We start from the raw sequence: 16,191 nt of genomic DNA, 5'->3' as shown, positions 1-16,191 counted from the left end.
CGCCCCCGCGGGTCAGAACACCCGGAGCTGTCCTGGCGACCACAGACCGCCACGGGTGGTCGTGCCGGTCTCCAGCTTCGCCGGGGTGGCATTGCGGTCGTACTGGTCGTAGCGCTCCAGGGAGCCCCAGTCACGCGCCCAGTCGTCCTTCATGTAGGTCGGGACCGTTGTCGACTTCGCCAGCATCTGGGCGAAGCCGAGCGGACCGCCGAACTCTTCGGCCTGCCAGGTGTTGGTGGAGCTGACGGCCAGCGGACGATCCGGCAGGATGCGGTAGCCGGGTACCTCGGCAACACCGTTCTTATGGTCGAACGGACGCTGGCACGGGAACTGCAGACCGACTGCCCAGTCCAGCAGGACCGGCTGCTCGGTACCGATAAAGCTGTTGAGCGACTGCAACTTGGGCATCCGCGGCGGGGTGAAGGCCAGCCACTGGTCTCCGATCAGGATCGGGTCGTTGGCGACGATCCGCACCGCATCGGCCTCCGGCGCGATCTGATCGAGCGGAACCCGCAGGTTGCGCCACGACGGGAACGGACCGATGTCGCGCGGCAGGTAGGTGCCGAGCGATTCGACGCTGCCGTCGGGCAGCCGCTTGCCGTAGTCGACGGTCAGCGACTGGCCGTATTTGACGTCGCCGGTGTCGTCGATCGACAGGATGCGGCCGGCCGCCGAAATCACCACAAGCGGCTTCTCCGGTGAGCGGGCGGGCAGCTCGTACCAGCTGGACACCACGTGCGCGGGCTGCTGCACCCCCTCCTGGTAACTGCCGAGGATCGGGGTGGTCGCCGGGTCGAGCCCGAACGGCAGCGCCACGGTGCTGCCGTTGACGCCACGCGCGCCGACGCCGCCGCCGGTGCCCGCGCTCTGGCCCTTCTCGAACGCGGCGCCGACGGACTGGGTGGAGGTGTTGCCGGTGCCCGGCTTCACCTCGACGCTGTCGGCGGACAGGTCCTTCGGAACACCGTTGGGGTCGAAGCCGACCGGGTCGGCCCCGGCAAGCGGGTCGTTGGGATCCTTCAGCGCAGTGGCCGGGTCGACGATCGGCTGCAACCTGCCGCCGTTGGGATCCGGTTCCACCAGAATGTCATTGGCGAGACCGCAGGTGTTGCCGCCCAGCGCATCGAAGTTCGAGCGGGCCAGCGAGTAGGCCGGGTACTGCGAGTACGCGCCCTTCACCAGCGAGAGCACCTCGATGGCGACCATCAGCGCGGCGACAACGGTCAGCGGGATGGCGGCAAACTTGCGGATTCGCTTGCCGCGCAACGACTTCGCCGAAGGCTGTGGCTTGGTGTAATCCTCGCGCAGCGCATACCAGGCGACCAGCGCGAGCGCCGCGCCGAAGAGCACGAGCATCAGGGTGTTCGACTGGTAACCGTGCAGCGAGATCCGCTTGTCGAACCATGGCACACCGAAGCTCGAGACATACCAGTACCCGTTGATGCCGGAGAACGAGATCGCCAGCAGGAAGAGCAACCCGGCGAGGAATATCGCTCGATTCTTCCGCGCACGCAATGCGCTCGCCGAAACCGCCACCGCGGTGACCGCGGCGAGCGATCCCGCGATGCCCGCATACGCGCCGAAGTGGTGGGTCCACTTCGTCGGGTTGAACATCATGAAGAAGATGGTGCCGAGGACAACGCCCATCAGCCGCCAGGTCGGGCCGCTCGCGATGCCGGGAACCTGCCTGCGCCGCAGCAACACCAACATGGTGGTGAACAAGCACAGCAGCATCGCAAGGAAGGCGAAACGGCGCGGCAGCGAACCGTCGACGGTCTCGACGAACAGGTAGTAGTAGCGCAGGTAGTCCTCGTACCAGGCGAGGTTCGGCCCGGTGGCCTGACGCACCCGGTTGGCTTCCTGAATACCGGCGAAGGTCTGGTCGCTGTAGACCACGATCAACACCAGCAAACCGGCCGCCGCTATCGGCGCGAGCAATGGCAACGTGCCGAACTGCCGATGCCGTCGCACCACGATCCGCACCAGCGGGCGAATACCGGCGAGCAGGGCCGCCACACACATCAACCCGGTCGGTGCGGCCGCCAGCGTGAACGCGGCGACCAGAATCGCTGCCGCGGCCGGAAGCAGGCGACCGGTGGCAATGGCCCGCTCGATCGACACCCAGGTCAGCAGTGCGCCGAGCGCGACGATCGGCTCCGAGCGCAGCCCGTTGTCGAACGGCATCCAGAAGGTCAGGAAGACCAGCCCACCGGTCCACAGCGCAACCTTGCTGTTGCGCACACCGCGACCGAGGCGAGGCACCACCTCGCGGCTGATCACCATCCAACACAGGATGGCGCAGGCCAGCGCAGGCAGCCGCACCCACGCGCTCGCGGTCGAGATCTCCGAGAAGATCTGGATCACGTAGTAGTACCAGCCGAACGGCGCCTCCGGCACGCCGTACCAGCGGAAGTAGTTGGCCATGTAGCCCGCGTGCGGTGCGACCCGCACCATGCTCAGGATGTAGCCGTCGTCGGAGGTGTTGGCGCCGACGAAGTGCCACACCAGCAGGATCCCGATGACGCCGCCGTCGGTCCAGGTCGGCTTCAGCCAGTTCGCGGGCAGGAATCGGCGGTGGCCGCGCCCGTCGCTGCCGTCGAGCCGGGCCAGCGCACCGAGGGCGATCAGGGTGCACAGCACCGCCGCGATCATCGCGACCAGCTTGATCGCGGTCGGGGTGGAGGTGAAGCGGGTGTCGACGGTCATCTGCATCGACAACCCGGCGGGCACCGCGCCCTGCAGATCGGAGAAGACGCCGACCACCTGCGGCCGCAGATCACCGGCGAGCTGCCCCGCGACCGGCACTGCAACCATTTGCTTGGCACCGGGCGCGCCGCCCTCGACCGGCTTCTCCACCATCGTGGTCAGGCCGTCGAACGCCGCCTTGGTGCTGTTGCTGTCGGAGCTGATGGTGATCGACGAGCACTCACCCATCTGCGACCGCTGCGCCGAGGCCACCACCGCGTTGCGGTCGATCACGTCCACCGCAGTGTCGGACACCCGGACGAACATGGCCTCGAGCGCCGCCCGATCCCCCTGCGGCGGCGCCGTCGCAAGCAGCATGCCGCCCTGCTCGGGCAATTCCGCGACCGCGGCACACGGAATGGTGGCTTTCATTTCGATAGGGACCTGCGACATCAGCGGCGCCTGCACGTTGCCGAGCTTGCCGTCTTGCGGCCAGTTCAGTACGGCAGTCGTCTGCGCGACCGGCAGGAATGGACTAGCCAGCGCGAACAGTGCCCCCAGCACACCCGCCACCAGCGCGATTATTCGCGCGGTGCGGAAATCGTTCGGCGCGGCCGCAGGCGCGGCAGGCGGTTTCGTCAAGACAGCAGTAGCGGCGTCGGGCACGATTGGCAATGCTAGCTCCCCTGCCTCTCCGCGTCTTCAGGCCAGACGCAGTTGCGCCCTGCGTGGCGTCGGCGTCCGAGCCGACTGTCGGCTATCACCCGGTCATCCTGGGAAAAGTCAGGGTTGTCGACCGGATGTCCCCGCTCGCGATGGCAGCCGACACAGGCCCCAATCGATGGGAAAGGGGGCTTGGCAGCAGTCGAGCGAACAGAAAGTAGACCCCGAATGGCTGACCGGATGTGGGGTCAGTGGAAAGCTGGGGGTCATGACCAAGGTGAATCTCGAGACGAATTTCGGAAAGATCGTGCTGGAGCTGGACGATGCGAAGGCCCCCGCCACCGTGGCGAACTTCGTGGAGTACGTGAACGCCGGCCATTACAGCGGCACCATCTTCCACCGCGTTATCCCCGGCTTCATGATCCAGGGCGGCGGCTTCACCCTCGACATGAAGCAGAAGCCCACCAACGCTCCGGTCAAGAACGAAGCCGACAACGGCCTGAAGAACGACAAGTACACCGTCGCGATGGCGCGCACCAACGACCCGCACTCGGCCACCGCGCAGTTCTTCGTGAACGTGTCGGACAACGGCTTCCTCAACCACACCGCGCCGAGCCCGCAGGGCTGGGGCTACACGGTGTTCGGCAAGGTTGTCGAGGGTACCGAGGTGGTCGACAAGATCGCCGCTGTCAGCACCGGTTCGAAAGGCGGACACCAGGATGTGCCGCGCGACGAGGTCGTCATCGAATCGGCGTCCGTCGCCTGACCTGTTGTCACACAACGCGAATCGGGCCGCACTCCACCGGAGTGCGGCCCGATCGGGTACGGCGGATCAGAGCGGCAGCAGGTGATGTTTACGCGGATTGCGGGCAAGCTTCTTGTCGCGCAACAGATGTAGCGCGCGACGTAGCTCCAGCCGGGTGGCCGATGGCTCGATGACCGCGTCGATGTAGCCGCGCTCGGCGGCCACCCACGGTGTCGCGATGGTCGCGTTGTAGAAGTCGATCATCTGCTGACGCACGGCCGCGCGCTGCTCCTCCGGAGCCGCCTCGATCTGCTTGCGCCCGATCAGGCTGACCGCACTCTCCGCGCCCATCACCGCGATGCGCGCGGTCGGCCACGCCAGATTCACGTCTGCGCCAAGCTGTTTGGAGCCCATCACCGCGTACCCGCCGCCGTAGGACTTGCGGATCACCACGGTGACCTTCGGGACGGTGGCCTCCACATAGGAGAACAGGAACCGGCCACCGCGCTTGATGACGCCGATCTTCTCCTGCTCGACGCCGGGCAGGAAGCCGGGGGTGTCCACCACGAACACCAGCGGAATCTCGAACGCGTCGCACATCCGCACGAAATGCGCAGCCTTGTCGGAGGCCCGTGCGTCCAGCGCACCGGCGGACACCATCGGCTGATTGGCGACCACGCCGACGCTGCGTCCGTCCACCCGCGCGAATCCGGTGATGATATTGCGCCCGGACCCCGCGCCGATCTCGTGGAAATCACCGTCGTCGAAAATGCGCAACAGGATGTCGTGCATGTCGTAGCCCGAGTTGTCCGCGTCGGGGACAAGCGAATTCAGTTCCAGATCGCTCTCGGTGGTCTCGGGCTCCAGACCCGGATTCACCACCGGCGGCAGCTCCTGGCAGCTCGTCGGCAGGAAGCTCAGGTAGGCGCGCACCCATTCGAAAGCGGCGGCCTCGTCCGTGGCGACGTGATGGATATTGCCGTACTGCGCTTGACTGTGGGCGCCGCCGAGTTCCTCGAGGCTGACGTCCTCACCGGTCACCTCCCGGATCACGCCGGGGCCGGTGACGAACATGTACGCCTCTTCGGTCGCCACCACCACATCGGTGTTGATCGGGGCATACACCGCGCCACCGGCACACTTGCCGAGGATCATCGACACCTGCGGCACCATGCCGGACAGCGGTTCCTGGCGTCGGCCCAGCTCGGCGTACCAGGCCAGCGACGTCACAGCCTCCTGGACACGCGCGCCGCCCGAATCGTTGATGCCGACCACCGGGCAGCCGACCTTCGCCGCGTATTCCATGATGTAGGCAACCTTGCGGCCGAACATCTCGCCGACCGATCCGCCGTACACGGTCTGATCATGCGAGAACACCGCGACCGGCCGACCCTCCACCAGCCCGTGCCCGGTGACCACACCGTCGCCGTACAACGCCGTCGGGTCGCCCGGCTTGCGCACCAGCGCACCGATTTCCACAAAGGTGCCCGGATCGAGCAGCATGTAGATCCGGTCGCGGGCGCTCGGGATTCCCTTCTTCGCCCGCTTCGCCACCCCCGCTGCCCCCGCCGGTTCCTGCGCTAACTCGAGTCTTTTGCGCAGGTCGGCGAGTTTCTCGGCAGTAGTGCTCACTTGGCCCCTCTCATCAGGTGGTGCGGCCCCTCAGGGGGCAATCACTGCAAGCTTCGCGGTGAGGTCGGCTCCGATCTTCCCGATCCGCGGTTCGTCGACGATCTGCAAGTGATCGCCCGCGATGTGGATGACCTCGAGATTGGGAATGTACTCGTCCCAGCCACCGTTGGGCCGCCGATCGGCGTAGCGCGGCTCCAGCTCGATCATGCCGTCGTGATAGCGATCCGCCAGGTACAGCACCACATCGCCGTCATAATGCGTCGGAGTGGTCTTGGCCAAGTGGCGACCCTCGATCCACGAGGTGCGCTGATGCTCGAGCACACCGCCGGGGATCTTGGTGCCGCTGATCTTGATGAGATCGCTGATCATCTTGAACTGTTCTTCATCGGAGGCCGCGGCCAACGTCTCCAACTGCTCGCGATCCAGCTCGCCCTCGACGCCATAGGTCTTCTTCGCGAAGGCCTGGTAACGCTCGACGCGACGCACCCGCTCTTCGGGGCTGTTGTCCTCGCCCTCGGTCGGGATGGCCAGGTCGATCAGCCCGACGATGCGCACATCGGCGGCCTCGGCCCGCAGCAGCTGCGCGACCTGCAGCGCGAACACCGCACCGAGCGACCAGCCGTACAGCACATACGGACCGTTGCCCTGGATCTTGCGCAGTTCGGGCAGATACTGACGCGCGCGCTCCACGATGTCGCCCTCGACGCGTTCGAAGCCGTACATCGGAGTGTCGGACGGCAGCCGCTTGAGCAGCGGCTCGTAGACCAGCGTATTGCCACCCGACGGGTGGAACACGAAGACCGGCACGGCATTCGAACCCTCGGCGCGGGGGCGCAGCGGCCGGATGAAGCCGTCCACATCGGCGCCGCTGTCCTGCAGCTCGCGCACGATATCGGCCAGCTGTTCGATGGTCTCGCAGTCGAGCACGTCGTCGACGGTGACCTCGGCCTTGACTCGCTCCGTGAGTCGGGCCGCCAGCTTCTCGGCGAGTTCCTCCTCCAGGATCGGCAGGGTGTTGAAGATGCCGCCCGCCGACTTTCCGGTGACGATGGCCCAGGTGGCGAAGGTCAACCGCTCGGCGGCGTCACGCGGTGGCACGTCGTCCTCGTCGGCCTGCTGCGGTGCACCGAACACGGACTCGACCGCCGCGGGAGCCTGCGCGACGACCGCTTCGGCGGCGGCTTCCACAGTGGTGTCCACGGTGTCGAGCGACCGCTCGATCGCGACGTCCTTCGCCTCGGCGGCAGCATGCTGCGCGGCCGAGCCCGCGGCGGGAGTCGCCGTGCCTGCGGCGGCCCCGGTAACGCCTGCGGCCGTCTCGGCCTCCGCGACGATCGCTTCGGCTTCCGACTCCACCGACGTGCTCTCGGCGTTCAGCGAAACCCCTTCGGCGGCGGCCACATTCGCCACCGCTGCCGCCGGATCCTCGCCCGCCTCCAGTGCGGCGCGGGCCGCGGCCATGAACCCACCGTCGACCACGATTTCCTCGCCGGCGGCCTGCTTGTCGGCCATCGCCTGCATTTCTTCACGGTGGTCGATGGCGTAGCGCAGCACCTTGCCGACCTCGTTCAGGTTCGCGTCGCGCACGGCCTGGATCTGCAGCTGCGGAATATTGAATTCGTACTCGACCCGGTTCTTGATGCGCATCGCCATCAGCGAGTCGAGGCCGAGCTCCATCAGCGGGATCTCCATCGGCAGATCCTCGACCGCATAGCCCATCGACTCGGCGACGATCAGCGCCAGCCGCTCCTCCAGCGGCTGCGTGCCTTCCGGATCCCAACGGTCACCGAAGGTTTCGACGATCTCGATGTCCGCGTCACCGGTCGTCGCGAGCGCGGCACCCGGAACAGGTGCGGCCACAACGATTTCGGGCAGCGGCGCACCGGAGGTGACGACCGCCTCGAACAGCAGTTGGAAGGTCGCGCCCGCGCGGGCGTGCACCTGTACCGACGCGCCACCGAGATGCGGCGTCAGCGTGGTGGTCAGTGTTCCCGTGTCCGGCAGCGCCGCGTGCGGGATCGATGCACCCAGCGACACATCGCTGAGCACCTGTGCCGCAGCGGCATTCACCAGCGCGGCCAGGTCGGTGACGGTCGATGCCTGCACCTCCCACACGTGCCTGCCATCGGGCAGCGCGACGTGGGCGCCCGGCACCCGGTCGTTGCCTCCGCCGGAGGACATCCGGGCCTTCGGCCAGTATTGCTTGCGCAGGAACGCGGTCCGCGGAATATCGGCGTAGTCGCCCACCGGCAGCAGCGAGGACAGCTCGACGCGGTGCCCGTGCACGTACAGCTGGGCCAGCGCGGCGATCACGCCCGCCGACTCGTCTTCCTTGCGCTTGAGCGTCGGGATGAGCTGCGCGTCGTGCAGGCCCGCCGCGAAGGTAGTGCCGAGGACCTGCATCAGCGCAACGGAATTCGGGGCCAGCTCCAGGAACGTGGTGTGCCCGGTGTCCACCGCGAGCTTCACCGCATTGGTGAAGTACACCGCGTGGCGCATGTTCTTGACCCAGTAGTCCTCGTCGTGCACCGGATCGCTGCCCGCGCGGTAGAACTGCTCCTTGTTGACAGTCGAGTAGAGGCCCGCCTTCAACCTGGTCGGCTCGATACCCGCCAGCTCGGCCGCGAGCTCACCGAGCAGCGGATCCATCTGCGAGGTGTGCCCCGCGCCGCGGGTCTGCAGCACCCGAGAGAATTTTCCTGCCGCCTCGACCTGCGCCACGATGGCCGCGACCTGGTCCTGCGGGCCGCCGATCACCGTGTTCGTCGGCGCGGCGTACACCGCGCATTCCACGTCCGGGTAGTCGACGAGCATCTTCTCGACGTCGTCGGCGCTGAGCTCGACCAGCGCCATATTGCGCACGTCGGCGTCGCTGATCATGGCCTCGCCCTCACCCATCAGGCGCGAGCGGGCGCAAATCACGCGCACCGCGTCCTCGAGCGGGAGACCACCGGCGATATAGGCGCCTGCGACCTCGCCCATCGAATGACCGACCACCGCATCGGGTTCGGCACCGTGCGCGCGCAGCAGCGCGGCCAGGCCGATCTGGATGGTGAAGATGCCGACCTGCGAGGTGCCCACGTTGTAGTCCTGGTTGTCGTCCAGGATCATCTCGCGCACCGAGTACCCGGCCTCGTCCATCACCAGCTCGTCGACCTCGTCGACGGTCTTGCGGAAGATCGAGTTCTCCAGGTACAGCTGCTTGCCCATCTTGCGGTGCTGCGCGCCGAAACCGGCGAGCACCCAGATCGGGCCGTTGGCGGCGGGGGCGTCCGCGGTGAAAACACCTGCGCCGGGCTTACCCGCCGCGATAGCGCGCAGGCCGGCGACCGCCTCCTCATGAGTCTTGGCAAGCACCACACCGCGCGAACGGTGGTGGCTACGCTTGGCCAGCGACCGCGCCACATCCGCGAGCGGGACATCGCGCCCGGCGTCGGACTCCAGCCAGTCGGCCAGGTCCGCCGCGGCACGACGACGACGCGAGGGCAAGTACGCCGACACAGCCAGGATCACCGGCATCGGCTCTTCGCGCTCGGCCGACCATTCCGCCTCGGACGCCGCGGTCGGGGTGGTCTCCGCGACGGACTCGACCGCAACCTCGGTGGTCTCCGCGACGGACTCGACCGCAACCTCGGTGGTCTCCGCGTCTGCTGCGACATCCTCGGACACGGGCTGCGCCTCGGCCGTGGCCTGCGCGGGCACATATTCCTGCAGCACGATGTGCGCGTTGGTGCCGCCGAAGCCGAATCCGGAGATGCCGACGGTCGCGGTACCGCTGTAGCGCGGGAATTCCGTCGGCTCGGCGACGACCTTCAGGTGCGCCTGGTCGAACGGGATGTACGGGTTGGGGCCGACGAAGTTGATGCTCGGCGGCAGCACATTGTGCTGGAACGCCATGATCACCTTGGCCAGGCTGGCCGCACCCGCGCCGGACTCGAGGTGCCCGAAGTTGGACTTGGCCGAACCGAGCAGCGCGGGCTTGTCGTCCTCGCGACCGCGGCCGACCACCCGTCCGAGTGCGTCGGCCTCGATCGGGTCACCGATCAGGGTGCCGGTGCCGTGCGCCTCGATGTAGTCGACAGTCGACGGCGCAATACCCGCGTCGCGGTAGGCACGGCGCAATACGTCGGCCTGCGCGTCCGGGTTCGGCGCGAGCAGGCCGTTGGACCGGCCGTCATTGTTGACCGCGGAACCCTTGATCACCGCGTAGATATGGTCGCCGTCACGCTCGGCGTCGGCAAGCCGCTTCAGCACGACCAGACCGCCGCCCTCGGAGCGGACCATGCCGTCGGCATCGGCGGAGAAGGCCTTGATGTGGCCGTTCTTGGCGACGCCGCCGTTGCGGTCGAAGCCGAGCGTTGCCATCGGCGAAAGCAGCATGTTCACACCGCCTGCCAGCGCCAGATTCGCGTCGCCGTCACGCAGCGCGCGCACCGCCTGGTGCACGGCGACCATCGTCGACGAGCAGGCGGTGTCGATGGCGACCGACGGGCCGCGGAAGTCGAAGAAGTAGGACACCCGGTTGGGGATGATGCTGGAAACGCTGCCCATGATGGCGTACGCCTCGGCCGAGGCGGGCACGTTCGGATCGGGATTGCCCAGCCCGAGCGCGGCGATCAACTGGAATTCGTTGCTGGACGAGCCGATGAAGACGCCGACCGGCTCACCCTTGAGCTCACTCGCCGGAATCCTGGCGTGCTCCAACGCTTCCCAGGTCAGCTCCATCATCAGGCGCTGCTGCGGATCGACCCGCTCGACCTCGATCGGCGACATCGCGAAGAACTCCGCGTCGAAGCCCTTGAGGACCTCCTGGTCGAGGTAGCCGCCCAGGGTGTTGCCCTCGGCAACCGCCGCGGCAACCGCGGGCTCACTGGTGAACTCTTCCCACCGGCCCTCCGGGAGGTCCCGAATCGCGTCGCCGCGGTTGATCAGGAATTCCCAGGTCGACTCAGGGGTGTCGCCCGCGCCGGGCAGCCGGGTCGAAAGACCGACGATCGCGATGTCGTGCGCCTCGCCCGGCTGGTACCCGGCCGTGTAGAACGAGTCGTCGTCGGATTCCTGCGGCAACTCCGGATCACCATTGATGACGACCTCCGCCAGCGACGCGATCGTCGGATGCTGGTAGACCACCGTCGCCGTCAGCACGACACCGGTGAGCTCTTCGATGTCACCACCGAGCGCGATGGCATCGCGCGAGGCCAGCCCGAATTCCTCCATCGGCCGGTCCACCGTGATGTTCTCCACGGGTTGACCGGTCGCGTCGGAAACCCAGCGCCGCAGCCACTCCCGCAGCTCCGCAACGGACAGCTCCGTCGCGGCGGCGGACTCCGCAGCGGACTGCGTAGCCTCTCCTGCGTCAGGAGTATCGATTGCGTCCGCCTCGGCGCGCGCAATATCGGTCGTCTGGGTGGGCGTGCCCTCGTTGTCAGCCATCAATTCCTCAAGCTACCTGTCTGCGTACCGGGCGCGCCTGGAATTGACGCTCGGCATGGGGGTGTTCGGCGCCGAGCATCGATGGTCGGCTCGCCGAATCACCCCTGCGGGCAATTACTCTTCCGGAGCATCGGGGAATGCCTGCTGGGTGTAACCCCCGCGCAGCGTTCCCTCCAGATAAGCAGTCTTGCAGGCGCGCCGAGCGATCTTGCCGCTGGAGGTGCGCGGGATCGAACCCGCGGGCACCAGCAGCACGTCACGCACGGTCACACCGTGGCGCTGCGACACGGCCGCGCGGACCGCGTCGGCGATGGGCAGCGGGTCGGCCTTGCCTGCGCCCGGACCACGCTCACCCACGATGACGAGCTGCTCGGAGGCATCGTCGGCGTCGAACTGCAGGCCCGAATGGCTGCCCTGGTCGAAAACTTCGGCAGGTAGCTGGTTGGCGGGCACCGAGAACGCGGCGACGAAGCCCGGTCGCAGCGCCTTGCTCGCCTCCTGTGCGGAGAACTCCAGATCCTGCGGGTAGTGGTTGCGACCGTCGACGATCACCAGGTCCTTCACGCGACCGGTGATGTACAGCTCGCCATCGAGATACACGCCGTAGTCGCCGGTGCGCATCCAGTTGGCGTCGTCCTCGGCGCCGTCGGCGTGGCTGCCCTCGGGCAGGCGATGGGCGACCTTGTTCTTGAAGGTCGCGTAGGTCTCGTCCGGACGACCCCAGTAGCCGATGCCCATGTTGTTGCCATGCAGCCAGATCTCACCGACCCGGCCGTCGGGCAGCTCGCGGCCCGCGTCGTCGTCGATGGCGTCCGGGTCGACGATCACGGCCCACTGCGACAGCGCCACAAAGCCACAGCTCACCTGAGCGATGGCATTCTCGGTGCCCTGCTCGACCTTCACCATGCGACCCGCATTGAGCTCGTCGCGGTCGACGTAGACCACCTTGGCCTCGTCCTCGGCCTTGGTCGCCGAGACGAACAGCGTCGCCTCCGCCATGCCGTAGCAGGGCTTGATCGCGGTTTTGGGCAGACCGAACGGCGCGAAGGCGTCGTTGAACTTCTTCATCGACGAGGTCGTCACCGGCTCACTGCCGTTGATCAGGCCGATCACGTTCGACAAGTCGAGGGACTCGCCGTTCTTCGGCAGACCACGCGCCGCGGCGTGCTCGAACGCGAAGTTCGGTGCGGCAGCGAAGGTTCCGGCGCCGTCGGAGGCGGCGGCCAGTTCCTTGATCCAGCGGTAGGGGCGACGCACGAAAGCGCTCGGCGACATGATCGTGATGTATTTGCCGCCGACCGCGGGCAAGATCACCGTCAACAAGCCCATGTCGTGGAACAGCGGCAGCCAGGTGACACCGCGAGAATTCCAGTCCAGGTTGATGGCATCGACCATCTGCAGGAGGTTGGTGCCGACCGCCCGGTGGGTGATCTCGACACCGGCCGGGGTCCGCGTGGAACCCGAGGTGTACTGCAGGTAGGCGATGTCATCGATCGCGATGTCGGGACGCACCCAGGTGTCGCCGACACTGTCGGGGATCGCGTCGACGGCGATGATGCGCGGGCGCTGCGCGGCGGGCAGCGAGCGGAAGAACTGGCGCACCCCGGCCGCGGAGGAGCTCGCGGTGAGGATGGCAGCAGGCTCACAGTCGCCGAGCACCGCATGCAGCCGGTCGGTGTGACCCGGCTCATCGGGGTCGAACAGCGGCACCGAGATGGTGCCCGCGTAGATCGCGGCGAAGAAGGAGATCACGTAATCGAGGCCCTGCGGCGCCAGGATCGCGACCCGGTCACCCGGGTTGGTCACCTGCTGCAGTCGAGCGGCCACCGCGCGCAGCCGGATGCCGAATTCACGCCACGTCAGTTCCTGAGCTTCACCATCACGTTCACGCGAGTAATCGATGTAGCGATAGGCCAGGGTGTTCGCGTCGTTCCGAGTGTGCTTCTCGACGTGATCGACCAGGGTGTGATCCTCGGGAATACGGATGTTCCCGGTTTCGTCCAGGTAGTCGTCGAAAGTCTCTTCCATTCCTTCTTCTCCTCCGAGGCACATCGCAGCAAGACGGCGACATCGCCGCTGTTACCTGTGAGGCCCCGACTCGCTATCGCCCGCGGGTGCTCTACATACAAAGAGCCAGCCTGCAGATTTTGTTGCGGTCTGCGCGGTGACCGCTATCGGCTAGATGTTCTCAAACCAGAGTCATGTTACAGAGAAGAGCGGCTCACTCATCCCGCAGCAGTGGAATAACCGGCGCGAAAGCGTCCATCTGGGTGGGGAACACACCGACGTAGGACATCGATGTGAGCTCGCGCACCCGGCGGATCTGCTCGGCAATCTCCTCGAATGTGCCGATGGCCACATACGGCGATTCGAGAATCTCCTCGACAGAGAGCTTCACGTCGACCTCGAGGTCGGGGTGCAGGCCTCGATCGATCGCGGAAAGGGCCATTTCCGCGGTCTTCTCACGGTCGTCGGTGATGACGATCGCGGTGATGGCCCAGTTCAGCTCGATGTCGGCGAACCGATCGCCCGCGGCTTCGCGGATCAGGTTCACCTTCTCGATGGTCTTGGACATGGTGATGCCCGAGAGCAGACCTTTGCCGTTCTTGGTGGTGACCGGAACGATCGAGATGATGTCGGCGTGCTTGGCGGCCAGCCGGAGCATCTTCGGGCCGCCACCGCCGGTGCAGATCGGCGGGCGCGGACCCTGACGCGGACGCGGCGTGCCCTTGATGCCGTTGACCTGGTAGTGCTTGCCCTCGAAGGTGCATTCCTGGCCACGCAGCAGCACATCGAGGATGGTCAAGGTCTCGTCGAGCTTCTCCAGCCGAATGCCGGGCGTCTCGTAGGGCAGCCCGGCGGCGGCGAACTCGTCCTGCTTCCAGCCCGCGCCGACGCCGACCTCGAGGCGGCCCTTCGACAGCACATCGATGGTGGCGAGATCCTTGGCGAGCACCACAGGATGCCGGAAACCATTGGCCAGCACCGACGTTCCGAGTCGGATCTTCTCGGTAGCCTGCGTCAGGGCGCCGAGCGCGGCGATCGGACCGATCTGGTCACCGAGGTGATCGGGCACGACGAAAGTGTCGAAGCCGTACTCCTCGGCCTGCTGCGCCGTCTGAATGAACTTGCGGGCACCGCCCTCTTGCTTGTTTCCTTCGCCCGCGGCCGCGAAGCGGAAGTTACGCAGCGGCGTACCCAACGCGGTCAACTCACCAGCCGGTGCGGCGGCTTCTGTCATGAACTCATGCTCCTGGCTGTAAGGAAATTGCCTGCGCGCCGGCCAGCCCCCGGTCCTGGGGGCAGCAGTGCCGGCGTCGCGATCATCAGCGCACTTTACAGCCTGCTCCGGTCCGACTGACGAGGCTTCGGTATGCAGGCATGCATGGCCCTATTGTCGGGCCTCGCCGATGTGGTTGTTCACAGGTGGACTTCTCAGGAGTGCGGCGGGTGTGGTGCCCCTTCGATCAGACCGTTCGCCCAGTTCACCGCCCATTGGGTCGCGGTTGTTCCCTCGCTGTCGACCACGAAACCGTTGTAGAGACTGTGCACCGGGTTGCCCGCCGCGCGGATCAACGTCATTGTGCTGCCGATGATGTTCAGCGGGTTCAACGCCTGTCGCGGCGAGTCACAGATCAGATCGCCCGGTGCGCAAATCGTGAAGGTGCGGTCGGCCAGCGAGCCGAAGCCGCCCGGCCGCGGACCGGTCATCGTGATTCCCGGCACGGTCAAACCCTTCAACGCGACCTCCGCGCCGACACCGAGTGGCGGGTTCCCGATCTGGATGGGCTGCCCCGGTCCGTTGTCGTTGGTCCGCCGCCCATCGGCAATCAGCGTCACACCCAGCACCTGGTCGGCGGGGACGGGCCCCTTGCCTGCGGCGATTTGGGAGGCGACGTCGCCGCCGATGACCGCGCCCTGCGAGAAGCCCGCGATCACGTAGGTGGTCAACGGACATTCCCGATGCCGCTTCGCCATCGCATCGACCATCCGCTGCGCGCCCTCGGAACGGCTGTTGTTGTAGGACTGCTGGCCGTCCGGCGGAATCGCGATCGGATTCGAGAACTGCGCGACATAGGGGACGGTGTACACATCCAGCCTGCCGGGCGGGAACTGACTCTGCACCGGCCCGGAGATGTTGAGCATCAACGAGATCGGATTGGCCGTCGGGTTGTGCGGGTCGTCGTTGCTGTTGGACTCCCAGGTGCCGGGCACCGAGATCATCTGGACATCCGGGCAGCTCGCAGGCTGCGAGGTCGGTCGCTCCGGAGGCTTCGGTCCCGGACCCGGACCCGGCGGGCGAAGTCTGCCCGCGAGCAGGTACCACAGCAGCAGAACGAGAACGATGACCAGCGCGACGACCACGAGGAGCACCAGACATCCCACCGGCCGCAACCGGCGGGAGGCCATACCTCGACGGACACTCACTGGCAGTACGTCTGCTTAGCGGTGTCGATGTAGATCTTGCCGACCTTCTCGACCGGCATCTTCGCCGGATCGAAGGACGGGTCGGATCCGGCCATCGCGTTCACGAAGGTCGTCAGGTCCTGCTCGGAGGCGCCTGCCGCGACGCCCTGGCAGACATAGGTGCCGATGCTCAGCGCGATGTCCGGGCTGGAGGCGGTGACGCCTTTCTCCTTCAGCGCGTCGAGGAACTTCTTGTCCTTGTCGGTGAGCTTGGCGGTGTCCCCCGGTGGCACGACATCGGTCGGCACCGGCTGCGGGCGCTCGGGGGCGACCGTCTCGGCGGGCGTCTGCTGGGGCGACTCCGGAGCAGGCGTCTGCGCCCCGGTGTCGCCACCTGCGCTGCTCGACGTGGCAGGCGGCTGCGAAGCCGTCGTGGTGTGGGTCAGCTTCGGAGTGCTCGATGCCGTCGAATCGTTGTCACCGCATGCGGCGAGCAATCCGGTGGCGGCGAGCGCCACAGCGACGCCGAGTACCTTTCCACGGGTCCGATGCATGAATTCGTGTCCTCGATCTGTTCGCGAATAGGGTCCGATCGCCACCAGGCTAGCGGCAACCTTCGACGAGGC

General features: G+C 66.7%; 8 protein-coding genes. 1 reads left to right on the top strand and 7 read right to left on the bottom strand.

What is annotated here, in order from left to right; translation table 11 throughout:
• Positions 1–12 precede the first annotated feature (12 nt).
• Positions 13–3,351: an arabinosyltransferase domain-containing protein gene (locus OHQ90_RS05825; RefSeq protein ID WP_442941328.1), complete on the bottom strand. Its 3,339-nt coding sequence runs from the start codon at positions 3,349–3,351 to the stop codon at positions 13–15.
• Between the two features lie 265 nt (positions 3,352–3,616).
• Between OHQ90_RS05825 and OHQ90_RS05820 the strand changes: the two genes are divergently transcribed.
• Entirely contained in the window at positions 3,617–4,114 is a 498-nt protein-coding gene (locus OHQ90_RS05820) for a peptidylprolyl isomerase (RefSeq protein WP_328408036.1), read from the top strand.
• A gap of 66 nt (positions 4,115–4,180) precedes the next feature.
• Here the strand turns inward: OHQ90_RS05820 and OHQ90_RS05815 are convergent, their stop codons facing one another.
• The 6 genes from OHQ90_RS05815 to OHQ90_RS05790 all read right to left on the bottom strand — a co-directional run bounded on the left by OHQ90_RS05815 (position 4,181) and on the right by OHQ90_RS05790 (position 16,119).
• A complete protein-coding gene (locus tag OHQ90_RS05815) occupies positions 4,181–5,725 on the bottom strand; it encodes an acyl-CoA carboxylase subunit beta (protein WP_328408034.1) in 1,545 nt (514 codons plus the stop codon).
• Positions 5,726–5,755: 30 nt separating this feature from the next.
• On the bottom strand, positions 5,756–11,158 hold the full coding sequence (gene pks13, locus OHQ90_RS05810; RefSeq protein ID WP_328408032.1) for a polyketide synthase Pks13: 5,403 nt from the start codon (positions 11,156–11,158) through the stop codon (positions 5,756–5,758).
• A 114-nt stretch (positions 11,159–11,272) separates the two neighbouring features.
• A complete protein-coding gene (gene fadD32 / locus OHQ90_RS05805; RefSeq protein WP_328408030.1) occupies positions 11,273–13,186 on the bottom strand; it encodes a long-chain-fatty-acid--AMP ligase FadD32 in 1,914 nt (637 codons plus the stop codon).
• Between the two features lie 193 nt (positions 13,187–13,379).
• A complete protein-coding gene (locus tag OHQ90_RS05800; RefSeq protein ID WP_328408029.1) occupies positions 13,380–14,399 on the bottom strand; it encodes an LLM class F420-dependent oxidoreductase in 1,020 nt (339 codons plus the stop codon).
• A gap of 194 nt (positions 14,400–14,593) precedes the next feature.
• Positions 14,594–15,568 (bottom strand): cutinase family protein, encoded by a 975-nt coding sequence (locus OHQ90_RS05795; RefSeq protein WP_328412588.1) that lies wholly within the window; start codon positions 15,566–15,568, stop codon positions 14,594–14,596.
• A 14-nt stretch (positions 15,569–15,582) separates the two neighbouring features.
• On the bottom strand, positions 15,583–16,119 hold the full coding sequence (locus OHQ90_RS05790) for a DUF732 domain-containing protein (protein WP_328408027.1): 537 nt from the start codon (positions 16,117–16,119) through the stop codon (positions 15,583–15,585).
• Positions 16,120–16,191: the final 72 nt, after the last annotated feature.

The organism is Nocardia sp. NBC_00403, assembly GCF_036046055.1.
Taxonomy (GTDB): Bacteria; Actinomycetota; Actinomycetes; order Mycobacteriales; family Mycobacteriaceae; genus Nocardia.
The sequence above is the reverse complement of the archived record's forward strand: the minus strand, read 5'-3'. Positions and strand labels throughout refer to the sequence as shown.